The 22275-nt window shown below is 72.2% G+C and carries 20 protein-coding genes; 10 read left to right on the top strand and 10 right to left on the bottom strand.

What is annotated here, in order from left to right; translation table 11 throughout:
• Positions 1–62: 62 nt before the first annotated feature.
• Complete coding sequence (locus ABZ956_RS04020; RefSeq protein WP_361886449.1) at positions 63–2456, bottom strand: ATP/GTP-binding protein; 2394 nt, start codon at positions 2454–2456, stop codon at positions 63–65.
• Positions 2457–2694: 238 nt separating this feature from the next.
• On the opposite strand from ABZ956_RS04020, the gene gabT reads away from it, so the two are divergent.
• Positions 2695–4029 carry a 4-aminobutyrate--2-oxoglutarate transaminase gene (gene gabT, locus ABZ956_RS04015; protein WP_361886446.1) on the top strand — a complete coding sequence of 445 codons (1335 nt, stop codon included), beginning with the start codon at positions 2695–2697 and terminating at the stop codon, positions 4027–4029.
• Between the two features lie 406 nt (positions 4030–4435).
• On the top strand, positions 4436–4990 hold the full coding sequence (locus ABZ956_RS04010) for a phosphatase PAP2 family protein (RefSeq protein WP_361886443.1): 555 nt from the start codon (positions 4436–4438) through the stop codon (positions 4988–4990).
• On the opposite strand, the gene ABZ956_RS04005 is transcribed toward ABZ956_RS04010, so the two are convergent.
• The 6 genes from ABZ956_RS04005 to ABZ956_RS03980 all read right to left on the bottom strand — a co-directional run bounded on the left by ABZ956_RS04005 (position 4973) and on the right by ABZ956_RS03980 (position 10713).
• On the bottom strand, positions 4973–6385 hold the full coding sequence (locus tag ABZ956_RS04005) for an FAD-dependent oxidoreductase (protein WP_361886440.1): 1413 nt from the start codon (positions 6383–6385) through the stop codon (positions 4973–4975). The two genes, ABZ956_RS04010 and ABZ956_RS04005, sit on opposite strands and share 18 nt — an antisense overlap.
• Before the next feature lie 5 nt (positions 6386–6390).
• Positions 6391–7206: an ABC transporter permease gene (locus ABZ956_RS04000; protein ID WP_361886437.1), complete on the bottom strand. Its 816-nt coding sequence runs from the start codon at positions 7204–7206 to the stop codon at positions 6391–6393.
• Positions 7206–8093, bottom strand: coding sequence for an ABC transporter permease (locus ABZ956_RS03995; protein ID WP_361886434.1), 888 nt, complete (start codon positions 8091–8093; stop codon positions 7206–7208). Before ABZ956_RS03995 ends, ABZ956_RS04000 begins: the two co-directional genes overlap by 1 nt.
• Positions 8090–9265, bottom strand: coding sequence for an ABC transporter ATP-binding protein (locus tag ABZ956_RS03990; RefSeq protein ID WP_361886431.1), 1176 nt, complete (start codon positions 9263–9265; stop codon positions 8090–8092). Before ABZ956_RS03990 ends, ABZ956_RS03995 begins: the two co-directional genes overlap by 4 nt.
• Positions 9266–9370: 105 nt before the next feature.
• Complete coding sequence (locus ABZ956_RS03985) at positions 9371–10585, bottom strand: spermidine/putrescine ABC transporter substrate-binding protein (protein WP_361886428.1); 1215 nt, start codon at positions 10583–10585, stop codon at positions 9371–9373.
• Positions 10585–10713 (bottom strand): hypothetical protein, encoded by a 129-nt coding sequence (locus ABZ956_RS03980; protein WP_361886425.1) that lies wholly within the window; start codon positions 10711–10713, stop codon positions 10585–10587. The genes ABZ956_RS03985 and ABZ956_RS03980 overlap by 1 nt, the downstream gene beginning before the upstream one ends.
• Before the next feature lie 215 nt (positions 10714–10928).
• On the opposite strand from ABZ956_RS03980, the gene ABZ956_RS03975 reads away from it, so the two are divergent.
• Positions 10929–11564, top strand: coding sequence for an NADAR family protein (locus tag ABZ956_RS03975; protein WP_361886422.1), 636 nt, complete (start codon positions 10929–10931; stop codon positions 11562–11564).
• Here ABZ956_RS03975 and ABZ956_RS03970 read toward each other — a convergent pair.
• Positions 11510–12322, bottom strand: coding sequence for a DUF4190 domain-containing protein (locus ABZ956_RS03970; RefSeq protein WP_361886419.1), 813 nt, complete (start codon positions 12320–12322; stop codon positions 11510–11512). The genes ABZ956_RS03975 and ABZ956_RS03970 overlap by 55 nt on opposite strands.
• A 118-nt stretch (positions 12323–12440) precedes the next feature.
• Here ABZ956_RS03970 and ABZ956_RS03965 point away from each other — a divergent pair, with 118 nt between their 5' ends.
• A complete protein-coding gene (locus ABZ956_RS03965; RefSeq protein ID WP_361886416.1) occupies positions 12441–13463 on the top strand; it encodes an adenosine deaminase in 1023 nt (340 codons plus the stop codon).
• A gap of 28 nt (positions 13464–13491) precedes the next feature.
• A complete protein-coding gene (locus tag ABZ956_RS03960) occupies positions 13492–14187 on the top strand; it encodes a glycerophosphodiester phosphodiesterase (RefSeq protein WP_361886413.1) in 696 nt (231 codons plus the stop codon).
• 12 nt (positions 14188–14199) lie between these two features.
• Here the strand turns inward: ABZ956_RS03960 and ABZ956_RS03955 are convergent, their stop codons facing one another.
• Together ABZ956_RS03955 and ABZ956_RS03950 are read right to left on the bottom strand one after the other, a co-directional pair.
• Positions 14200–15363 carry a spermidine/putrescine ABC transporter substrate-binding protein gene (locus ABZ956_RS03955; RefSeq protein WP_361886712.1) on the bottom strand — a complete coding sequence of 388 codons (1164 nt, stop codon included), beginning with the start codon at positions 15361–15363 and terminating at the stop codon, positions 14200–14202.
• A gap of 127 nt (positions 15364–15490) precedes the next feature.
• A complete protein-coding gene (locus ABZ956_RS03950; RefSeq protein ID WP_361886410.1) occupies positions 15491–16942 on the bottom strand; it encodes a gamma-aminobutyraldehyde dehydrogenase in 1452 nt (483 codons plus the stop codon).
• A 181-nt stretch (positions 16943–17123) separates the two neighbouring features.
• Here ABZ956_RS03950 and ABZ956_RS03945 point away from each other — a divergent pair, with 181 nt between their 5' ends.
• The 5 genes from ABZ956_RS03945 (at position 17124) to ABZ956_RS03925 (ending at position 22237) form a co-directional block, all read left to right on the top strand.
• Entirely contained in the window at positions 17124–17612 is a 489-nt protein-coding gene (locus ABZ956_RS03945) for an Lrp/AsnC family transcriptional regulator (RefSeq protein ID WP_071965076.1), read from the top strand.
• On the top strand, positions 17597–18976 hold the full coding sequence (locus ABZ956_RS03940) for an aspartate aminotransferase family protein (RefSeq protein WP_361886407.1): 1380 nt from the start codon (positions 17597–17599) through the stop codon (positions 18974–18976). Before ABZ956_RS03945 ends, ABZ956_RS03940 begins: the two co-directional genes overlap by 16 nt.
• A 273-nt stretch (positions 18977–19249) precedes the next feature.
• On the top strand, positions 19250–19987 hold the full coding sequence (locus ABZ956_RS03935) for an ATP-binding cassette domain-containing protein (protein WP_361886405.1): 738 nt from the start codon (positions 19250–19252) through the stop codon (positions 19985–19987).
• The gene (locus ABZ956_RS03930; protein ID WP_361886402.1) at positions 19969–21177 is read left to right on the top strand and encodes a hypothetical protein; all 1209 of its coding nucleotides are present in this window, start codon (positions 19969–19971) and stop codon (positions 21175–21177) included. The genes ABZ956_RS03935 and ABZ956_RS03930 overlap by 19 nt, the downstream gene beginning before the upstream one ends.
• Before the next feature lie 127 nt (positions 21178–21304).
• Positions 21305–22237 carry a hypothetical protein gene (locus ABZ956_RS03925; protein ID WP_361886399.1) on the top strand — a complete coding sequence of 311 codons (933 nt, stop codon included), beginning with the start codon at positions 21305–21307 and terminating at the stop codon, positions 22235–22237.
• The last annotated feature ends 38 nt before the right edge of the window (positions 22238–22275 follow it).

Genomic DNA, 22275 nt, shown 5'->3' with positions numbered 1-22275 from the left:
GAACGGCTGCCCTCAATTCTGCCAGGGCGGCAGGGTCGCGGGGCCCACGTGGCGTACGCCGCTCAGTCCCGCAGGTCCACCAAGAGCGGGGGCACGTGCTCGCCGCGGACCGTCGTCAGGGACAGCACGGCGTGCCCCGCGGGCACCTGGTGCGCCAGCTCGGACGCCGACCACCGCTCGCGCTCCACCTTGCGTACGGTCACCGCGTCGCGGGTGACGGGCCGGCCGGTGACGAGCTTGCGCAGGGCGTGGACGGCGCGGGTGAGCGGCTGGTCGGCGAAGACGGCGTGCTGGGCGACCTCCCGGGTCTCCACCCATTCGGTGCCCCACGCCTCGGCGAACCGCCGGCCGTCCCAGGTGGTGACGCCGGAGAAGGCCATGTGGCAGCCGACGGCGCTGAGCAGCGCGATGTGCAGGTTCTCGGAGACGTCGTCGACGGTGCGCAGGCCGAGGACCACGCCGGCGTTGGCGGAGCGCAGGCGCTGGATGCCGCGGACCGTCTCGGTGGTGAGGGTGCCGGTGGCGTCGTCGAGGACCAGGCAGGTGAACAGGGAGCGGTCCGCGCGGGCGGTGGCCGTCGTCGTGAACTGGGCCAGGACGAGCCGGGCCAGCAGCCGGGACGCCTCCCCGTGGCCGCGTTCGGGCAGGTCGATGCGGACCCGCAGCGGGTGGTGCTGCGCCGAGCGCAGCGAGAAGGGCCGGGTGGCGGCGTCGACGGAGAAGAAGTCGGCGAAGGCCGGCCGGTCGAGGAGCGCGATCCGGTCGGCGAGGGCCGGGCAGGGGTCGGAGGCGGATCCGCTCTGGCGCAGGCGGGCCTCCAGCTCGCGGCGCATCGCCTCGTGGCCGCCGTCGTCGAGCCCCCGGCGCAGCGCCGCGAGGACGGTGGGCGTGCCGCTGAGGAGTTCGTACAGCTCGGGCACGGCCGGGAAGCGGCCGTGGGCGGCGTGGTAGGGGCCGAGCAGCTGGGCCAGGGCCGTGGCGGCGCGGCGGGTGTCGACGCCGGCGAGGTCGCCGACGAGGCCCTCCGCGAGGAAGGCGGCGGCCTCGTCGGGGTCGGTGGTGCCGCCGTAGAGGTCGAGGTCGTGGACGGACGTGCTGTCGCCGGGCTTGATCACGACGTCGTACGCCTCGTCGGGGCCGAGCGGCGTGCCGGCGGCGCAGACGGCGACGACGCTGCCCTTCCCGGCCAGTGCCTGGAGGGCGAGGGTCTCGACGACGGGCCTGACCAGGCGGCGGGTCTTGCCGGCGCCGGGTGGGCCGACCGCCAGCAGCGAGGTGCCGAGGACGGCGGGCTCCAGGGCGACGCCGCAGCCGCGGCGCGCCCGGGGGTTGCGGTCGTGGTCCGCGCCGCGGCCGATGCGCACCTGGGCGGTGAGCAGGTCGTGGATGGCCGTGCGCGCGGGCAGGTCGCGGTGGCCGGAGGGGTGCGTGAAGGACGCGGCGCCGTGGCGCGCGACGGTGTCCCGGAAGGCGGCCCGGCGGGCGGGGTCGGCCTTCGCCGAGGCCCAGGCGTGGCGGATGCGGACGCAGTCGACGTCGTTCATCCGGCCGGCGGCCAGGTCGGCGGCGAGGCGGTCGGCCGTCTCCGGCTGGCCGGCGGCCCGCAGCTCGGGCCAGTCGGCCGGGGAGGGGGCGGCGGCCGGGGGCGCGGCGGGCGGCCGGGGGCTTCGGGCGCGGCGCTGGCGGACGAGCGCCGCCCAGTCGCCCAGGCGGGCGAAGGGCCACAGGAGGGCGAGGGTGATCAGGGCGTAGAGGACGTAGACGACCAGCGCCGCCACATAGGCGTCGCCGCCGCCCTGCAGCCAGGCGTCGGGGGTGAGGACGAGGACCGGTTCGACGACCGGGAGCGTGCCCTTCCATGCGAGCAGCTGGGTGATGCCCGCGAGCAGCGCGGCGACGGCGGCGCGGGAGGGCTGGGGGCGGCTGCTGACGAAGCGGCTGAGCAGCTCCGGCCAGTTCCCGAGCCGCCCGAAGCCGTAGATCAGCAGGGCGGCGAGCACGGCGCGGTAGACGACGGTGGCCTCGACGGCGTCCATCGTCGCCGGGCCGCCCATCGCGCCGGCGCGCCACCACTCCGTCGGGGTGACCAGCTTCATGGGAACGCGCCAGTAGGGGATGTAGCCGTTCCACAGCAGGGTCCACAGCAGCATCCCGGACAGCAGCGAGATCACGGCGCCGGACAGCAGGGCGCGGTCCGGGACCCGCTCGGGGCCCGGCTCCGGCGGTGGGACGTGGCCGTGCCGGAAGACGCCGGGCGGGGCCGGCCGCCGGGGGGCGTCGAGCCACTCCACGACGGCCGGGCGGACGGCGGGGGCGTACCCCGGCGGCGGCGGGGTCTTCGGCGGCGGTGTCTTGGGCGGGGGCGGCGGGCCGGCCGGGCGGGGCACGGCGTGGGGCACCGGGTGGGCGCTGGTGCCGCGGGTGCCGCGCGCGTCGTACGTGCCGTCGGTGTCCATCGCCCCTTGTACCCCCCTGGCCTGCCAGGCCCTTTCCGAGCGTGCCGGAGCTCAATCTAGTGCCCACCACCGACAGTTCCAGCGTTTTGGGCCCTGCCGGGGCCCCGGGCACCTCCTGTCCGCCGCGGACAACGACACGAGCGGATCACTACCGAACGGCGCATGCCGGACCCCTCCCCCCGCACCTAGCCTGCGGGGAAAGACCCCGGATGCGTCCGAATCACCCCCAGGAGCCCACATGAGCGCGATTCCGCAGGAGCGCCGCGTCGTCACCGCCATCCCCGGCCCGAAGTCGCAGGAGCTGCAGGCCCGCCGTACCGCCACGGTGGCCGGCGGTGTGGGCTCCGTGCTGCCCGTCTTCACCACGCGCGCGGGCGGCGGCATCATCGAGGACGTCGACGGCAACTCGCTGATCGACTTCGGCTCGGGCATCGCGGTGACCTCGGTCGGCGCCAGCGCCGAGGCCGTGGTGCGCCGCGCGACCGCGCAGCTCGCCGACTTCACCCACACCTGTTTCATGGTGACCCCCTACGAGGGCTACGTGGAGGTCTGTGAGCAGCTCGCCGAGCTGACCCCGGGCGACCACGCCAAGAAGACCGCGCTGTTCAACTCGGGCGCCGAGGCCGTCGAGAACGCGGTCAAGATCGCCCGCGCGTACACCAAGCGCCAGGCCGTCGTCGTCTTCGACCACGGCTACCACGGCCGCACCAACCTGACGATGGCGCTGACGGCGAAGAACATGCCGTACAAGCACGGCTTCGGCCCGTTCGCGCCCGAGGTCTACCGCGTGCCGGTGGCGTACGGCTACCGCTGGCCGACCGGTCCGGAGAACTGCGGCCCCGAGGCCGCGGCCCAGGCCATCGACCAGATCAGCAAGCAGGTCGGCGCCGAGAACGTCGCCGCGATCATCATCGAGCCGGTGCTCGGCGAGGGCGGCTTCATCGAGCCGGCCAAGGGCTTCCTGCCGGCGATCGTGAAGTTCGCCAACGACAACGGCATCGTCTTCGTCGCCGACGAGATCCAGTCCGGCTTCTGCCGCACGGGCCAGTGGTTCGCGTGCGAGGACGAGGGCATCGTCCCGGACCTGATCACCACCGCCAAGGGCATCGCGGGCGGCATGCCGCTCGCCGCCGTCACCGGCCGCGCGGAGATCATGGACGCCCCGCACGCGGGCGGCCTGGGCGGTACCTACGGCGGCAACCCGGTCGCGTGCGCCGCGGCGCTCGGCGCGATCGAGACGATGCGCGAGCTGGGCCTCAACGCCAAGGCCAAGCGCATCGAGGAGGTCATGAAGGGCCGTCTGACGGCCATGCAGGAGAAGTTCGGCATCATCGGTGACATCCGCGGCCGTGGCGCGATGATCGCCATCGAGCTGGTCAAGGACGCGGCCACCAAGGAGCCGAACCCGGAGGCCGCCGGCGCGCTCGCCAAGGCCTGCCACGCGGAGGGCCTGATCGTCCTCACCTGCGGCACCTACGGCAACGTGCTGCGCTTCCTGCCGCCGCTGGTCATCGGCGAGGACCTGCTGAACGAGGGTCTCGACATCATCGAGGGCGCGTTCGCGCGCCTGTGACGGTACCTTCGCCGGTACCGCCCCGTAGCGGAGTGAAGAACCTGTGCGGGGCGGGTGGCGGACAGGTGATCCGACTATCGGAGTCGTCTTACCTGCCGTACGGTTTCTGCAGATGAAGGAAACACCCCGTCCGCAGGGGACTGCGGACGACGCCGAGCCGGTACTTCCCCAGTGCCGACCCGGTCGTGCCTTCGCGCACACCCCTGGAGCCTTCGGCTCCGGACATCCTCACCGATCGGACGGCCGCCCGCCCCAGACCCCCCGGGGCGCGCGGCACACCGGCCGGCGCGGCGGCCCCGGAACTACCCCCCCTGTTCCGGGGCCGCCGACTGTCCTCCTCCCGGCGCTGTGCGCCGTTCTCCTCGCCCTTGTCACCTGGCAGGTCGCCGCCCACGGTCCGTTGCGCGTGCTCGACGAACGTCTGGGGCGCGCGGCCGCGGACTCCGGTGCCCTGCCCTCGGGCTTCGCCGAACTCCTCGCCGATCTGGGCAACACCGTCGTGGCGCTGCCGGTGCTGATCGCGGCGATCGCCTGGAGCGTCGTGCGCCACCGGCGGTGGGCGCCGGCCCTGGGCGCCGCCCTGGCGATGGCGGCGGTGCCGGCGCTCGTCGTTCCGCTGAAGCTGTGGATCGCCCGCCCCGGGCCGCCCGCGATGGCGGCCGGGGCGCACGACGGCTTCTTCCCCTCGGGCCACGCGGCCACGGCGGCGGTGGCGTATGGGGCGGCCGTTCTCCTCCTCGTCCGGTCCCGGTGGTGGGCCGGCTGTTGCGTGCTCCTCAATATGGGGGTCGGCGTCGGGTTGGTGCTGCGCGGGTACCACTGGCCGTTGGACGTGGTCGGCGCTTGGTGCCTGGCCGGGGTGGTGCTGTGGGTGCTGGCCGGTGGTCGTCTTGTGCCCACCCGTTCCGCCCTGCGGAACGATTGCCCACAAGAACGTGTGACCTCAGCTGTCGAACCCTAGCCCCGCCTTGTCCAGGGCCTTGAGCCAGAGGTTGCGGCGGCCGCCGTTCTTGTCGGCGCGGGTCATGGCCCACTGCGTGATGCCGATGCCCACCGACCGCACCGGCTCGGGCGGGAACGGCAGCGGCTTGCTGCGGACCATCTCCAGCTCCGTGCGCTCGGTGCGCTCCCCGGCGAGCAGGTCCAGCATGACGTCCGCGCCAAACCGGGTGGCGCCGACGCCGAGCCCCGTGAAGCCCATGGCGTAGGCGACACGGCCGCCGTGGGCGGTGCCGAAGAAGGCGGAGAAGCGCGAGCAGGTGTCGATGGCGCCGCCCCAGGTGTGGGAGAAGCGCACGCCCTCGAGCTGGGGGAAGCAGCGGAAGAAGTGCCCGGCGAGGCGCTGGTAGGTGGCCGGGTGGTGGTCGTACTCGGCCCGGACCCCGCCGCCGTAGCGGTAGACGATGTCGTAACCGCCCCACAGGATGCGGTGGTCGGCGGTCAGCCGGAAGTAGTGGAAGTGGTTGGCGCTGTCGCTCAGGCCCTGCCGCCGCTTCCAGCCGACGGAGGCGAGCTGCTCCGCGGTGAGGGGCTCGGTCATCAGCGCGTAGTCGTAGACCGGGGCGATGTACGGGCGCAGGCGCTTGACCAGGGAGGGGAAGGCGTTGGTGCCGAGCGCGGCGTGCCGGGCGAAGACCCGGCCGTAGGGGGTGCGGACGGCCACGCCGCAGCCGCGGGAGGAGAGTTCGGTGCCGGGGGTGTGCTCGTATATCCGTACGCCGAGGGCGAGGCAGGCGCGCTTGAGGCCCCAGGCGAGCTTGGCGGGGTGCAGCATGGCCACGCCGCGGCGGTTCCACAGGCCGGCGAGGAAGGTCGGCGAGTCCACCTCGGCGCGCAGGGCGTCGCGGTCGAGGAACTCATGGCCGCCGACGCCCAGGGAGGCCGCCTCCTCGGCGGCCTCCTTCAACTCGTTGACCTGGTGGGGTGCGGTGGCGACGTCGATCTCGCCGGTGCGCTCGAAGTCGCAGTCGATGCCGTGGCGGGCGAGGGTGGCCTCGATGCCGTCGAGGTTGCGCCGGCCGAGCTCCTCCAGGGTGGTGAGCTCGGCGGGCCAGCGGGCGTGGCCGTTGGCCCAGCCGTGGGTGAGGGAGGCGGCGCAGAAGCCGCCGTTGCGGCCGGAGGCGGCCCAGCCGGCCTCCTGGGCCTCGATCAGGACGACGTCGCGGCCGGGGTCGCGCTCCTTGGCCCGGAGCGCGGTCCACAGACCGGCGTACCCGCCGCCGACGACGAGCAGGTCGCTGTACTCGTCGCCGACGAGCGCGGGCAGCGCCTCGGGGCGGGCGGGGTCGTCGAGCCAGTAGGGACGGGGAGTGGCGTCGGAAAGTGCTTCGGCAGGGTTCATGGCACTGGGGGCCATGGTTCTCAGCTCCTTTTTCGGCGTCTCCCGGCCAGCTGACCGACGAGCACGCACAGCACGGCGGTGGCGAACATCGCCGTTCCGATGACATTGATTTGAACGGGTGTGCCCCGTTGTGCGGATCCCCAGACGTACATGGGGAAGGTCACAGTCGAGCCGGAGTTGAAGTTCGTGATGATGAAGTCGTCGAAGGACAGCGCGAAGGAGAGCAGGGCGCCCGCGGCGATGCCGGGGGCGGCGATGGGCAGGGTCACCTTCAGGAAGGTCTGCAGCGGGGTGGCGTAGAGGTCCTGGGCGGCCTGTTCGAGGCGGGGGTCCATGCTCATCACGCGGGCCTTGACCGCGGTGACCACGAAGCTCAGACAGAACGTGATGTGGGCGATGAGGATGGTCCAGAAGCCGAAGGTGACGCCCATGTTGAGGAAGAGGGTGGCCAGTGAGGCGGCCATGACGACCTCGGGCATGGCCATCGGCAGAAAGATCAGGGTGCTGACGGAGGAGCGGGCCCGGAAGCGGTAGCGGGCGAGCGCGAAGGCGATCATCGTGCCGAGGACGGTGGCGCCGATGGTGGCCCACAGCGCGATCCGCAGGCTCAGCGAGAGCGAGCCGCACAGGTCGGCGACGCCGCAGGGGTCGGTCCAGGCGTCCGTGGAGAAGCGCTGCCACTCGTAGTTGAAGCGGCCGTTGGGCTTGTTGAAGGAGAAGACCGTCACGATGACGTTGGGCAGGATCAGATAGGCCAGGGTGCCCAGTCCGGCGATCACCACGAGGTTGCGGCGCAGGCCGCGCACGGCACGGGAGTAACGGGAGGTGAGGGCCATCAGACCAGGTCCTCCGTCCCGGACTTGCGGATGTAGAGCGTGACCATGGCGAGGATGGCGGCCATGAGGATGAAGGACAGGGCGGCGGCGGTCGGGTAGTCCAGGACGCGAAGGAACTGCGACTGGATGACGTTGCCGATCATCTTCTGGTCGGTGGAGCCGAGCAGTTCGGCGTTGATGTAGTCGCCCGTGGCGGGGATGAAGGTCAGCAGGGTGCCGGCGACGACGCCCGGCATGGACAGCGGCAGGGTCACCTTGCGGAAGGTGGTCATGGGCCGGGCGTAGAGGTCGCCGGCGGCTTCGTGGAGGCGGCCGTCGATGCGTTCGAGCGAGGTGTACAGCGGCAGGATCATGAAGGGCAGGAAGTTGTAGGTCAGGCCGCAGACGACGGCGAGCGGTGTGGCGAGCACGCGGTGCCCCTCGGTGACGCCGAGCGCGTCGGTGAGGGCGAGCACGTGCAGCGTGTCGAGGGCGGAGACGACGGGGCCGCCGTCGGAGAGGATCGTCTTCCAGGCGAGGGTGCGGATGAGGAAGCTGGTGAAGAACGGCGCGATGACGAGGACCATCAGCACGTTGCGCCAGCGGCCGGCCCGGAAGGCGATGAGGTACGCGAGCGGGTAGCCGAGGATCAGGCAGAGCGCCGTGGCGGTGGCGGCGTAGCCGACCGAGCGCAGGAACTGCGGGTAGTACTCGGTCAGGGCGTCCCAGTAGGTGGCGACGTGCCAGGTGACCTCGAAGCCTTCTTCGAGCGAGCCGGTCTGGACGGACGTCGACGCCTGGTAGACGAGGGGCGCGGCGAAGAAGACGAGCAGCCACAGGATGCCGGGCAGCAGAAGCCAGTAGGGCACGCGCCTCGTGCGGCGGGCGGCCTCGGGGGTGGCGCTCACGTACCTTCTCCCGCCTCGGCACGGTCGACGTCGGTGCCCGCCTCGATGTTCTGCGCGGCGTCCAGGCCGAAGCTGTGGCCCGGGTTCCAGTGCAGGACGACGTCGGCGCCGGGCGCCAGGCGGGAGTCGCGCTCGATGTTCTGCTCGTACACGGACAGGCCGGTGCCGGCCGGGCTGTCGACGAGGTACTGGGTGGAGACGCCGATGAAGCTGGACTGGGCGATGCGGCCGGTGATGCGGTTGCGGCCGTCGGGGATGGTGCCGGCGTCGTCGGCGTGCGTCAGGGTGATCTTCTCGGGCCGTATCCCGACCAGGAGCTTCTCGCCCCTGCGGGCGGTGGCTGTACATCGTGTCGCCGGAAGAGTGAGTTTGGTATCGCAGGCGCGCAGAAGGATGTCGTCGCCCGAGGTGCCCAGGACGTCGGCGGTGATGAGGTTGGAGGTGCCGAGGAAGTTGGCGACGAAGGTGGTGCGGGGCGTCTCGTAGAGGTCGGCGGGCGCGCCGAGCTGCTCGACGCGGCCGGCGTTCATCACCGCGACCGTGTCCGCCATGGTCATGGCCTCCTCCTGGTCGTGGGTGACGTGGATGAAGGTGATGCCCACCTCGGTCTGGATGCGCTTGAGCTCGAGCTGCATCTGGCGGCGCAGCTTGAGGTCGAGGGCGCCCAGCGGCTCGTCGAGGAGCAGGACCTGCGGGTGGTTGATGAGGGCGCGGGCGACGGCGACGCGCTGCTGCTGTCCGCCGGAGAGCTGCTGCGGCTTGCGGCGCGCGAGGTCGCCGAGCTGGACGAGGTCGAGCATCTCGTCGACCTGCTTCTTGACGGACTTGATGCCGCGGCGGCGCAGGCCGAAGGCGACGTTCTCGTAGATGTCCAGGTGCGGGAAGAGCGCGTAGCTCTGGAAGACGGTGTTGACGGGCCGCTTGTACGGGGCGAGGCCGGTGACGTCCTTGCCCGCGAGCTCCACGGTGCCGGTGGTGGGGTCCTCCAGGCCGGCGATCATGCGCAGGGTGGTGGTCTTGCCACAGCCGGAGGCGCCGAGCAGGGCGAAGAAGGAGCCCGCGGGGACCGACAGGTCGAGCGGGTGCACGGCGGTGAAGCTGCCGTAGGTCTTGCTGATCCCGGTCAGGCGGACGTCGTTGCCGCTGGTGCCGGTCGTGGCGGTTGCCGTCATGGGTCTCATGTCCAGGGGGGTCGTGGGGACGGAAGAGCACGTAACACTGACATACAGCCGCGCGTGGTCCGCCATGGGCCGTGCCGCCACCGTCCGCGGTGGTCGTCAGGCGCCGGTGAGCTGGGCGAACGCCGACTCGAACGCCTTGTCCTCGGCGGGCGTCAGCAGGCGGAAGGCGTGTGCCTTCGCCGCCATCGCCTCACTGGGGATGATCAAGGGGTTGTCGGCGAGATCTTTGTCGATCTTCGCCAGCTCTTCGCGCAGGCCCACGACCGGGCTCACGTGGTGAATGGCGGCGGCGAGCCGTGCCGCGACCTCGGGCTGGTAGTAGTAGTCGATCAGGCGCTCGGCGTTCCTCTTGTGGCGCGCTTGCTGGGGTACCAGAAGATTGTCGCTGGAAAGCAGGTAGCCGGCGTCCGGTATCGCATACCGAATGTCGGGGTTGTCCGCTTGGAGCTGAACGAGGTCGCCGGCCCGGGCGATGCAGGCGGCGATGTCGCCGCGGTTGAGGTCACCGGTGTAGTCGTCGCCGGTGAAGCGGCGGATCTGCCGGCGGTCGACGGCCCCGCGCAGCCGGGCGATCGCGGCGGCGTGGTCCTCGGCGGTGACGTGCTCGGGATTCTTGCCCATGTCGAGGAGGGTCAGCCCGACGGTGTCGCGCATCTCGCGGAGCAGCCCGACGCGGCCCTTGAGCCGGGGGTCCTCCAGCAGCTGGGAGACGGAGTCGACCGTACGGCCGCCGGTTGCCTTGCGGTTGTAGGCGATGAGGGCCGGGATGCCGGTCCAGGGGTAGGAGTGGACCCGGCCGGGGTCCCAGTCGGGGGCGCGGAAGCCGGGGGCGAGGTTGGCGAAGGCGTGCGGCAGGTGGGCGGCGTCCAGCCGCTGGGCCCAGCCGAGGCGGATCATGCGGCCGGCCATCCGGTCCGTGACGCAGATCAGGTCGCGGCCGGTGTCCTGGCCTGCGGCGAGCCGCTTGCCGACCTTGCCGAAGAATTCGGCGTTGTCGTCGATGTCCTCGGCGTAGGCGACGTCGATGCCCGTCCGCCGGCGGAAGGCGTCCAGGGTGGGACGGCTGTGCCGGTCCTCGCCCACGTCCAGGTATCCGGTCCGGTTGGAGAAGACGAGGGCCCGCTCCGTGGCGGAGCGGTCCTCGGCGGCAGCCTCTTGGCCGCCGGTGCGCCCGGCGGGCGGGGCGCCGCAGGCGGCGAACGCGCCGAGCCCGCCGAGGGCGACCGCGCCCGCCCCGCCGGCCCGCAGCAGGGTCCGGCGGCCCGGCGCCGCGGGCGACCCCCGGTGGTGCCAGGGGTCATGGCGCTCCATCACCGCGCCCCGAGGACAGTGCGGTGCCGGTCCTTCCGCGCCGCTCCCCTGCTGTCGCGGGTGGCCGGGCCCCCGATGTACTGCGCGCCACCGGCGAATTCCTCCGCCGTGTCGAGATGTTGATCCATCGCGCACACTCCTCCGACCCGACCGCGCACCTGCGGGCAGGTGTTGCTCCATCCGGAATGGTTGCCGATCCTGGCAGAGCAACCCGACCGCAACAAGGGATTCCGTCGCTACGTTTTAGGTTGCCGACGGAATCGGTGCAGGATGGGCCGAGAGCGGCAGCACCGGGCCGGGGCCGCACCCGGGCGGTGTCAGTGGCCGCTGCCACAATCGCGGCATGACGACACGGGGGACGAAGGACATGAGCGGGAACACGGTCGCGGCGGACGGGCCGCGTTCGGTGGCGGAGCTGGTGGCGGCCACCGCCCGCGGCGAGCAGGCGAAGTACGTGTACTTCTGGGGTCACCGGCCGCGCCGCGACGGCAGCGTGGGCGCCGGCTGCTTCAGCCAGTGGTGGCCGTCGCCCTTCACGGTGGACGGCACGGTCTACGCCACGGCCGAGCACTGGATGATGGCCGGCAAGGCGCGGCTGTTCGGCGACGCCGAGGCCGAGGCCCGTGCCCTGCGGGCCGGCCACCCCAAGCAGGCGAAGGACGCGGGCCGTTCGGTGCGCGGCTTCGACGAGGAGGAGTGGCGCCGGCACCGCTTCGAGCTGGTCGTCGAGGGCAGCGTCCACAAATTCGGCCAGAATCCCGAGCTGGGCGCCTATCTGCTCGGCACGGGCGCCCGGGTGCTGGTCGAGGCCAGCCCGCTGGACCGGGTCTGGGGCATCGGCCTGGCCGCCGACGACGAGCGGACGCAGGACCCCGCGAGCTGGCGCGGGCTGAACCTGCTGGGCTTCGCGCTGATGGAAGCGCGTCAGCGCCTGGCGGCCACCACGAGCGGGCCCGGCGCGGGCGGCTCGGGCATATAGGCGCCGTAGACGGCGTCGTCGGGATCCTCGTCCACGCCGGCGTCCTCGCTGTCGCCCAAGGTGATGTAGAGCGCGAGCAGCGAGGCCGTGGCCAGGAGCGCCACCGCGCCCATGATCAGGCCCGCCAGGGCCTGGCCGCCGTTGTTCGCCTCGCCCGTGGCCGCCTTGCCCCGGCCCATCGCGCCGAAGACGATGGCGAGGACGCCGAGGATCACGCCGAAGACGAGGGTGGGCGAGAGGACCGTGCCCACGATGCCGAGCACGAGCGCGGCCACCCCGAGGCTGTTGTTGGGCACCGCCCCGCCGGGGCCCGGCCAGCCCGGCCCGTAGCCCGCCGCCGGATAGCCGTAGGCGCCCGTGCCGTAGGCGGTCTGACCGTAGGGGCTCTGGGCGTACGGGTCCTGGCCGTAGGCGCCGGGTGCGGCGCCCGGCCCGTGACCGTAGGACGGCTGGGGCTGCGGCTGGCCGTAGGGGCCGGGCTGTCCGTAGCCGTAGGGGCCGCCCGGGTACGCGCTGGGGGTGCCCGGGCCGGTCGGCGCCAGGGGTACGGGTGGGACCGTGCCGGGCAGCGGTGCGGCGGGGGCGCCCTGCTGCGGGGCCTGCCCCGGGCCCGCGGCCGGTCCGGGGACGGGCCGCGCGGGGGGCTGCTGCGGCGGCACCTGCGCGGTGCCGGGCTTGTCGAGCGGCACGCGCCGCTCCGGCGGAGCCCAGGGATCGCGGCCCTGCGGCTCCGGCTGCGCGTCGTCCTTCTCGGACATGACCCTCCCCAGTCGGTACCCCGTCATGCTAAGGCCTGAGCACGGTGGCGGCGCCCACCGCGCATACGATGATCGGCACGCCGCCGACCGAGCAGCCCGAGGAGCCATGGAGGCCCGCATGTCCGCACTCGACTCGTTCATCGCAGGGCTGCCGAAGGCGGAGCTGCATGTCCACCACGTCGGCTCCGCCTCCCCCCGCATCGTCGCCGAGCTGGCCGCCCGGCACCCCGACTCGCCGGTGCCCACCGACCCCGAGGCCCTCGCCGACTTCTTCACCTTCCGGGACTTCGCCCACTTCATCGAGGTCTACCTCTCCGTGGTCGACCTGATCCGCGACGCCGAGGACGTGCGCCTGCTGACCTACGGGGTCGCCCGTGACATGGCCCGGCAGAACATCCGCTACGCCGAACTGACCGTCACCCCCTACAGCTCCACCCGGCGCGGCATCCCCGACGTCGCGTTCGTGGAGGCCATCGAGGACGCCCGCAAGGCGGCGGAGTCCGAGCTGGGCGTGGTGCTGCGCTGGTGCTTCGACATCCCCGGCGAGGCCGGGCTGGAGGCCGCCGAGGAGACCGCCCGCATCGCCTGCGACCTGAAGCCCGAGGGCCTGGTCTCCTTCGGGCTCGGCGGGCCCGAGGTCGGGGTGCCCCGCGGCCAGTTCAAGCCGTATTTCGACCGGGCCATCGCCGCCGGGCTGCACAGCGTGCCGCACGCCGGGGAGACCACCGGCCCGCAGACCATCTGGGACGCCCTGACGGAGCTGCGCGCCGAGCGCATCGGCCACGGCACCAGCGCCACGCGGGATCCGGCGCTGCTGGCCCACCTCGCCGAGCACCGCGTCCCGCTGGAGGTCTGCCCGACCTCCAACCTCGCCACCCGCGCCGTGGCCGACCTGGAGCTCCACCCGGTCAGGGAGATGGTCTCCGCGGGGGTGCTGGTGACCATCAACAGCGACGACCCGCCCATGTTCGGCACCGACCTCAACACCGAGTACGCGGTGGCGGCCCGCCTCCTGGACCTCGACGCCCGCGGCGTGGCCGAGCTCGCCAAGAACGCCGTGGAGGCGTCGTTCATGGACGAGGCGGGCAAGGCCCGGCTCCGCAAGGAGATCGACGCCTACACCTCGACCTGGCGGGGCTGAGGCACCGGCCCCGGGCGCTGTCGCCACAATGAGGCCCATGGGTACCGCCTTCACCGCCGTCGCCCACCGCGGCGACCCCTACGTCCACCGCGAGAACACCCTGCCCTCGATCCGCTCGGCCCTGCGGGCGGGGGCGTGCGCGGTGGAGATCGACGTCCGGCTGACCCGCGACGGCGTGCCCGTGCTGCTGCACGACGCGACGCTGGGGCGCCTGTGGGGCCGTGAGGTGGCCCTGGCGGCGCTGACGGCCCGGGAGCTGCGCGCTGTGACGGGCGGTGGGGTGCCGACGCTCGAGGAAGCTCTCGCCGAGGCCACGGCCGCGGCGCGGGGGCGGCTGTTCGTCGACCTGCCCGACCCCTCGGCCGCCGCTGCCGCCGTCGCCGGGGTGCGGGCGGCCGGGGCGCGGGAGCGGGCGTACTACTGCGGCGGACCGGCCGCCATGCTGAACGTGCGCCGCGCGGATCCGGACGCGGAGATCGCCCTCACCTGGACCACCCTCGCCCCGCCCCGCCCGGCCCTGCTCGCCGAGGTGCGGCCGCGCTGGCTCAACTACCGCTTCGGCCTGGTGAGCGAGGAACTGGTCGCCCGCCACCACGCCGACGGCCTGCTCGTCTCGGCGTGGACGGCCGACACCCGCCGCACCATGCGCCGACTGCTGCGCGCGGGCGTGGACTCGATCACCACCAACCGCATCGCCACCCTGCGCTCGCTGCTGCCGGCGTGAGGCGGCGCGGGCTCACAGCCCGACGATCTCGTTCCACTCCTTGGTGAAGGCCGGCCGCTCCCGGGCGGTCATGTCGCGGGCGGTGGCGAGCCGTCCGCGCATGTCGTCGCTGGGGAAGATCAGCGGGTTCTCCGCGAGTTCGGCGAGCTCCTTGTCCTTGGAGGAGGCCAGTACCGCGCGCGCGGCCGGGACCGGGCAGACGTAGTTGACCGACGCGGCGAGCCGCGCGGCGACGTCGGGCCGGTAGTAGTGGTCGATGAGCCGTTCGGCGTTGCTCTTGTGGCGGGCGAGGTTGGGGATCATCAGGCTCTCCGCCCACAGCTCCGCGCCCTCCTCGGGCACGACGAACTCGATGTCCGGGTTGTCGGCCTGGAGCTGAATGATGTCACCGGAGTACGCCTGGCAGGCCAGGACGTCCCCCGAGGAGAGGTCCTTGATGTAGTCGTTGCCGGTGAAGCGGCGGATGTGCCGCTTGCGGACCAGCGCGCGCAGCTGGTCGGTCATCGTGTGGAAGTCGTCGGCGGTCCAGCGGGTGACGTCGGCGCCGTTGCCCTGCATCAGCAGGGAGAACGCCTCGTCCATGCCGGAGAGCAGGGTGACGCGGCCGCGCAGGTCCTCGTGCCACAGCTCCGAGGTGCGCCGGATCTCGCGGCCGAGCTTCTTGCGGTTGTAGGCGATGCCGGTGATGCCGGACTGCCAGGGGACGGTGTGCAGGCGGCCCGGGTCGAAGGAGGGCTTGCGCAGCAGCGGGTCGAGCTCGCGGGCGACGTGGGGCTGGGCGGCCCGGTCCATCTTCTGCACCCAGCCCAGCCGGACGTAGCGGGAGGCCATCCAGTCGCTGACGACGATGATGTCCCGGCCGGTGTCCTGATGGTTCATCAGGGCCGGGCTGATCTTGCCGAAGAACTCGTCGTTGTCGTTGATCTCCTCGGTGTACTTCACCGAGATGCCGCTGCTCTCCTGGAACTCGTCGAGCGTGGGACGTTTCTGCGGGTCGTCCTCGTCGGCGTCGATGTACAGCGGCCAGTTGGCGAAGACGAGCCGCTTCTCGCGCTCCGAGCGGTCCGCCGCGGCCCGGTCCCGGGGGGCGACGTACGCGGCGGGCACCCCGCATCCGGCGAGGGCTGCGGCCCCGGCGCCGGCGCCCAGCGCGCGCAGCAGGGTCCGGCGGGACAGGGGCTTCACGGGCGTTACTCGCATTCCGGCGGGACGGCGGGTCGGGGCGGTGCGGGCCGGTCGGCCGGGCGTCGATGATACGCGCACGCGCGTACGGAACGTACACGCGTGCGCGGGTGGGACGGGATCAGCCCAGGGAGGTCATCACGTGCTTGATGCGCGTGTAGTCCTCGAAGCCGTAGGCGGAGAGGTCCTTGCCGTAGCCGGACTTCTTGAAGCCGCCGTGGGGCATCTCGGCGACAAGCGGGATGTGGGTGTTGATCCACACGCAGCCGAAGTCGAGGGCCTTGGACATGCGCATCGCGCGGCCGTGGTCCTTGGTCCACACCGAGGAGGCCAGCGCGTACTCGACGCCGTTGGCGTAGGCGACGGCCTGCTCCTCGTCCGTGAAGGACTGGACGGTGATGACCGGGCCGAAGACCTCGTGCTGGACGATCTCGTCGTCCTGCTTGAGGCCGGAGACGACGGTCGGGGCGAAGAAGTAGCCCTTCTCGCCGACCCGGTGGCCGCCGGCCTCGATCTTGGCGTGGGCGGGGAGGCGCTCGATGAAGCCGGTCACCTGCTGGAGCTGGTTGGCGTTGTTGAGCGGGCCGTACAGCACGTCCTCGTCGTCCGGCTGCCCGGTCTTGGTGTCGGCCGCGGCCTTGGCGAGGGCGGTGACGAAGTCGTCGTGGACCGACTCGTGCACGAGCACGCGGGTGGCGGCCGTGCAGTCCTGGCCGGCGTTGAAGTAGCCGGCGACCGAGATCTCCTCGACGGCCTTGGCGATGTCGGCGTCCTCGAAGACGACGACGGGCGCCTTGCCGCCCAGCTCCAGGTGGACGCGCTTGAGGTCCTTGGAGGCGGACTCGGCGACCGACATGCCGGCCCGCACGGAGCCGGTGATGGAGGCCATGGCGGGCACGGGGTGCTCGACCATCAGGCGGCCGGTGTCGCGGTCGCCGCAGATGACGTTGAAGACGCCCTTGGGGTGGCCCAGCTCCTCGAGCACCCCGCCGATGATCTCGGCGATGAGGACGGTGGAGGCGGGGGTGGTGTCCGAGGGCTTGAGGACGACGGTGTTGCCCGCGGCGAGCGCCGGGGCGAACTTCCACACGGCCATCATCATCGGGTAGTTCCACGGCGCGACCTGCGCGCAGACGCCGACCGGCTCACGGCGGATGATGGAGGTCATCCCCTCCATGTACTCGCCGGCGGAGCGGCCCTCCAGCAGCCGGGCGGCACCCGCGAAGAAGCGGATCTGGTCCACCATCGGCGGGACCTCTTCGCTGCGGGTCAGGCCCAGCGGCTTGCCGGTGTTCTCCGACTCGGCGGCGATCAGCTCCTCCGCGCGCGCCTCGAAGGCGTCGGCGATCTTCAGGAGTACCTTCTGGCGCTCGCCGGGCACCAGGTCGCGCCAGGCCGGGAAGGCGGCCTCGGCGGCGGCCATGGCGGCGTCGACGTCGGCTGCGCCGGACAGCGGGGCGGTGGCGTACGCCTGGCCGGTGGCCGGGTTGACGACCTCCGTGGTCCGCCCGTCGGCGGCGTCACGGAATTCCCCGGCGATGTAGTTACGCAGGCGGCGCAGCTCGGTGGTCACGATGTGCCACCCCTTCTATCGGTGTCCGTTGGCTGAGACGCCCAGCCTAATCACTGAGGTGACGCTTTCGACATACCCAACTGCCATGAACAACGGAATCAGTGATTCTGCGGCCGCCGCGCAACGAATTTCATCGCTCAGGGGTTGCCACACCGTCGAGTTCTCCTGCACAGTGGGGTCTGTGGCCACTCGTAGCGCAGATCCCAAGGGCGTGAACAGCACGCAGCCGATCGATGCCGTCTCCCTGGCGATCATCGAGCAGCTCCAGGAGGACGGGCGCCGCCCGTACGCGGCGATCGGCAAGGCCGTCGGGCTGTCCGAGGCGGCGGTCCGGCAACGCGTGCAGAAGCTGCTCGACCAGGGCGTCATGCAGATCGTCGCCGTCACCGACCCGCTCACCGTGGGATTCCGGCGGCAGGCGATGGTCGGCATCAACGTCGAGGGGGACCTCGACCCGGTAGCCGACGCCCTGACCGCGATGGACGAAGTGGAGTACGTCGTCGTGACCGCGGGCTCCTTCGATCTCCTCATCGAGATCGTCTGCGAGGACGACGACCACCTGCTCGAAACGATCAACAAGCGCATCCGCACCCTTCCGGGCGTGCGCTCCACCGAGAGCTTCGTCTATCTCAAGCTCCGTAAGCAGACCTACACATGGGGAACCCGATAGCCGTGAGCAAGGACCTCAGCAGGACGGCGTACGACCACCTGTGGATGCACTTCACCCGCATGTCGTCGTACGAGAACGCCCCGGTGCCCACCATCGTGCGCGGCGAGGGCGCCTACATCTTCGACGACAAGGGCAAGCGCTACCTCGACGGCCTGGCCGGCCTCTTCGTGGTCCAGGCCGGTCACGGCCGCGCCGAGCTCGCCGAGGCCGCCAACAAGCAGGCGCAGGAGCTGGCCTTCTTCCCGGTGTGGAGCTACGCCCACCCCAAGGCCGTCGAGCTGGCCGAGCGGCTGGCCCACCACGCACCGGGCGACCTGAACAAGGTCTTCTTCACCACCGGCGGCGGCGAGGCCGTCGAGACCGCGTGGAAACTGGCGAAGCAGTACCACAAGCTGACCGGCAACCACGGCAAGTACAAGGTCATATCGCGGGCCGTGGCCTACCACGGCACCCCGCAGGGCGCCCTGGCCATCACCGGGCTGCCCGCCCTCAAGGCCCCCTTCGAGCCGCTGGTCCCCGGCGCGCACAAGGTGCCGAACACCAACATCTACCGTGCGCCGGTCCACGGTGACGACCCCGAGGCCTTCGGCCGCTGGGCGGCCGACCAGATCGAGCAGCAGATCCTCTTCGAGGGCCCCGACACCGTCGCCGCCGTCTTCCTCGAGCCGGTGCAGAACGCGGGCGGCTGCTTCCCGCCGCCGCCCGGGTACTTCCAGCGGGTGCGCGAGATCTGCGACACCTACGACGTGCTGCTCGTCTCCGACGAGGTCATCTGCGCCTTCGGCCGCCTCGGCACGATGTTCGCCTGCGACAAGTTCGGCTACGTACCGGACATCATCACCTGCGCCAAGGGCATGACCTCCGGCTACTCCCCGATCGGCGCCGCGATCATCTCCGACCGGATCGCCGAGCCGTTCTTCAAGGGCAGCAACACCTTCCTGCACGGCTACACCTTCGGCGGCCACCCGGTCTCGGCGGCGGTCGCGCTCGCCAACCTCGACATCTTCGAACGCGAGGGCCTCAACCAGCACGTGCTGGACAACGAGTCGGCCTTCCTCGGCACGCTCTCGAAGCTGCACGACCTGCCGATCGTCGGCGACGTCCGCGGCAACGGCTTCTTCTACGGCATCGAGCTGGTGAAGGACAAGACGACCAAGGAGTCGTTCACCCCGGAGGAGTGCGAGCGGCTGCTGTACGGCTTCGTGTCGAAGAAGCTGTTCGAGAACGGCCTGTACTGCCGGGCCGACGACCGCGGCGACCCGGTCATCCAGCTGTCCCCGCCGCTGATCTCCGACCGGTCGACGTTCGAGGAGATCGAGCAGATCGTCCGTGGGGTGCTCACGGAGGCCTGGACGAAGATCTGATCCGTACCCCTTCACGACGGGCACCCCCCCTTTTTCGCGGCCCGTCTCCCGCCGTGGCCCACGTGCGCGCACCACTCCCCCGCGCGCTCGTGGGCCACGGCTCGCTCATGTCCGGGCGGGATGAGCCCGATGGGAGGAAAGTGGGGCACTCCAGCGCCGAGCCTGGACGGGGGCTAGGATCCCGGTTCCGTACGGTGCCAGTGACCCAATGGCCTCCGGTTCGTTCACCCGGACAGGGGAACGGACCCTCTGAAGCGACCCGAGGTGCTCGATATGGTGGCCCCGCCGGACAACGACGTGCTCTGGGCACGCGGTCTGCATTACTCCTACAGCGGTTCACCGGCCCTGGCCGGTGTGTCCATCGGCGTCCGGGAGGGCGAGATCCTCGCCGTGACCGGACCCCGTGGCTCCGGGAAGACCACACTCCTCAAATGCCTGTCCGGGCAGCTCCTGGCGGACCCCGGCGAGGTGTGGTTCAACAGCGCCCCCGTGCACACCCTCTCCCGCGCCGCCCGCGAGCGGCTGCGCCGTGAGCGGTTCGGCTGGATCGACAGCGCGCCGCACCTGGTGCCGGAGCTGACGGGCTGGGAGAACGCCGCCCTGACCCTGCTGGTGCGCGGCGTCGGCCACCGGACGGCCAAACAGACGGCCCACGAATGGCTGGAACGCCTCGACGTCGGCGACTGCGCCCGCAAGCGCCCCGGCGCGCTCACCCAGGCCCAGCGCCAGCGCATCGCCATCGCCCGCGCCCTGGCCGCCGAGCCGACCGTGGTCTTCGCCGACGAGCCGACCGCGCCCCTGCACGAGGGCGACCGCGCCCAGGTGCTGCGCACCCTGACCACGGCCGCCCGCTCGCACCACATCACGGTCGTCCTGGCCACCCTCGACGACGAGAGCGCCTCGCTCGCCGACCGCACGGTCTCCCTCGTGGACGGCCGCCGGGGCGGCGCGATCCCGGCCCCCGACGCGCCCGAAGGGGAGGGCAGGGCCGCGTGCTCAGTCTCCGCCTAGCGCGCGGCGCGCACCCGCTCGTCCTGCTCCGCCGTGTGCTGGTGGCGGGGGCCGCGTCCGGTGTCGGCTTCCTGCTGCTGTGCACGCTGGGGTACGCCGTGGCCCACCCCAAGGCGACCGAGGAGTCGCTCGTGCGGCTGCTGTGGTGCGCGGTCCCGCTGGCCGCCGTGGTGCAGTTCGCGCTCGCGGTGGCCCGCAACGATCCCGCCACGCGCCCCCGGGACGGCCTGGACGCCATCGGCTTCGGCCCGGTGCGGCTGTCCGTCCTCGCGGCGACGTCGACGGCCCTCTCCTGCGGGCTCGGCAGCGTCGTCGCCCTGCTGGTCTACCTCGAGCTGCGGGGCGATCTGGGCGGCACTCCGCTGAGCGGGTCGGCGGCATCGCTGCTGAACGGGAACGCCACCCTGCCCTGGGCGGCGACGCTGACCCTGCTCGGGCTGCTCCCGGCGCTGGCGGCCGGCGCGTGCGCCATCGCCCTGCGCCCGCGCAAGGAGCGCAGGGCGAGCGCACCGGAGCCCGGTGCCCCGGACGCCGCCGCGCCCACGGCGCCCCGGACCGCCAGACCGAGCTACGCGGGCCTGCCGTGGGGCATCTCGATCATCGCCTGCGGCCTCGCCCTGGAGGCGTACGTCGGCCACGCCCCGGCCCCCGCCCCCACCGCCCTGCTGGCGCTGCCCGGCCAGGACGGCGCCTCCCCCGGCCTGCTGGGCGGCTGGCTGCTCGCCTCCCTCGGCCTGGTGCTGGCCGGCCCCGGCCTGACCCACTGGTGCGGCACGCTCCTGTCGGCCGGACGGCCCGGGCCGATGCGCCTGCTGGCCGGGCGGATACTGCAGGACGCGGCGACCCGGCTCGGCCGGCCGCTCGGCGTGCTGTGCGCGGTCGCCTCGGGGGCGCTGGCCGCCGCCGAGCTGTACGGCGCCGCATGGGAGCCGGCGGGCGACAGCCCGTTCGGGCCGCTCACGGGGCTGGGCGCGGCGGTCGTGATGGCCTGTGTGACGGCCACGGCGATCACCGCCGCCCTGGACACCCGCCAGTCCCGCTCGGAGACGACGGACGCCCTGCTGCGGCTGGGCGTCCCGCCGTCCATGCTGCGCGGTGCGGCGGCCGTACGGACGGGCGTCCTGCTGGCCGTGCTCGCCCCACTCACCTGGGTGATCGCGGAGCTGACGACCCTCCCCCTGACCCGGTGAAGAGGGCTGGGAGCATCAGTTCTTGACCAGTTCTTGACTCAAGGCAACTCCGGCGCCGAAAAGTACGTCTGCTCAGGAGTACGTCTGCTTCAAAGCAGGACGGGCCATCAGGCGAACGGAGCTATTGGTGATCATCGGCCTTGTCACGGCTGTCGCGGCCTCGGCGTGTTACGGCACAGGATCCGTCCTGCAAGCCGTCGGGTCGCGCAAGTCGGCCCAGCGGGAGGCCGCCAAGGGGGCCTCCACCGCGGGCACGACCCAGCACGGCGGCCCCAGTCTGTCGTCCACCGCGAAGGCGGCGGTGACCTGGGAGTTCATGGTCGGCACGGTCCTGGACTTCGTCGGCTTCGCGCTCGGCGCGCTCGCCGCCCGCATGCTGCCGCTCTTCCTCTCCCAGACCGTCATCAGCGCCAACCTCGTCGTCACCGCCCTGCTGAGCATCAAGATGCTGGGCATCCGGCTGAACAAGCGCGAGGTCATGTCGATCGGCGTCGTCTGCTCGGCGCTGGTGCTGCTGGCGACCGCCGCGGGCCACGAGGGCAGCGGCGAGGCCGCCCGGTCCACGCACTGGTGGCTGCTGGCCATCACCGTGGTGCTGATGGGCGGCGGCTGGGTGGCCGTCCACTTCCTCGGTTCGAAGGCCGCCATCCTGGCCGGTCTGCTCTCCGGCCTCGGCTTCGGCGCGATCGGCGTGGGCGTCCGCATCCTCGACGGCGTCGACCCGTTCGACCTGACCACGCTGCTGTCGGACCCGGCCTTCTACGCCATCTTCATAGCCGGCAGCGTCGGCATGTACCTGCACACCGTGGCCCTGCAGATCGGTTCGGTCAACGGCGCCACGGCCGCCTTGGTGGTCGGTGAGACGGTCCTGCCGGGCATCATCGGCGTCATGTGGCTGGGCGACGCCTCCCGCGAGGGCCTGGCCTGGATGGCGGTCCTCGGCTTCCTGCTCGCGGTGGCCGGCGCGGTGGCCGTCGCGTGGTTCGGCGAACCGGACGCGCATGCGGCGACCCCCTCGACGGCTCCCGAGCAGGAGCCCACACCGAGCACCGTGGGCTAGGTTCTCCGCCGGACGGGCTGGAATCCAGCCCGTCCGGC

This window comes from Streptomyces sp. NPDC046261 (assembly GCF_040646235.1).
Taxonomy (GTDB): Bacteria; Actinomycetota; Actinomycetes; order Streptomycetales; family Streptomycetaceae; genus Streptomyces.
The sequence above is the reverse complement of the archived record's forward strand: the minus strand, read 5'-3'. Positions and strand labels throughout refer to the sequence as shown.

Coding starts and splice junctions, on each gene's coding strand:
- gabT (WP_361886446.1), top strand. CDS start 2,695: ATGAGCGCGATTCCGCAGGAGCGCCGCGTCGTCACCGCCATCCCCGGC.
- ABZ956_RS03965 (WP_361886416.1), top strand. CDS start 12,441: ATGTCCGCACTCGACTCGTTCATCGCAGGGCTGCCGAAGGCGGAGCTG.
- ABZ956_RS03935 (WP_361886405.1), top strand. CDS start 19,250: ATGGTGGCCCCGCCGGACAACGACGTGCTCTGGGCACGCGGTCTGCAT.
- ABZ956_RS03970 (WP_361886419.1), bottom strand. CDS start 12,322: ATGTCCGAGAAGGACGACGCGCAGCCGGAGCCGCAGGGCCGCGATCCC.
- ABZ956_RS04000 (WP_361886437.1), bottom strand. CDS start 7,206: ATGGCCCTCACCTCCCGTTACTCCCGTGCCGTGCGCGGCCTGCGCCGC.
- ABZ956_RS03980 (WP_361886425.1), bottom strand. CDS start 10,713: ATGGATCAACATCTCGACACGGCGGAGGAATTCGCCGGTGGCGCGCAG.
- ABZ956_RS03960 (WP_361886413.1), top strand. CDS start 13,492: ATGAGGCCCATGGGTACCGCCTTCACCGCCGTCGCCCACCGCGGCGAC.
- ABZ956_RS04020 (WP_361886449.1), bottom strand. CDS start 2,456: ATGGACACCGACGGCACGTACGACGCGCGCGGCACCCGCGGCACCAGC.
- ABZ956_RS03990 (WP_361886431.1), bottom strand. CDS start 9,265: ATGACGGCAACCGCCACGACCGGCACCAGCGGCAACGACGTCCGCCTG.
- ABZ956_RS03940 (WP_361886407.1), top strand. CDS start 17,597: ATGGGGAACCCGATAGCCGTGAGCAAGGACCTCAGCAGGACGGCGTAC.
- ABZ956_RS04005 (WP_361886440.1), bottom strand. CDS start 6,385: ATGGCCCCCAGTGCCATGAACCCTGCCGAAGCACTTTCCGACGCCACT.
- ABZ956_RS03975 (WP_361886422.1), top strand. CDS start 10,929: ATGACGACACGGGGGACGAAGGACATGAGCGGGAACACGGTCGCGGCG.
- ABZ956_RS03985 (WP_361886428.1), bottom strand. CDS start 10,585: ATGGAGCGCCATGACCCCTGGCACCACCGGGGGTCGCCCGCGGCGCCG.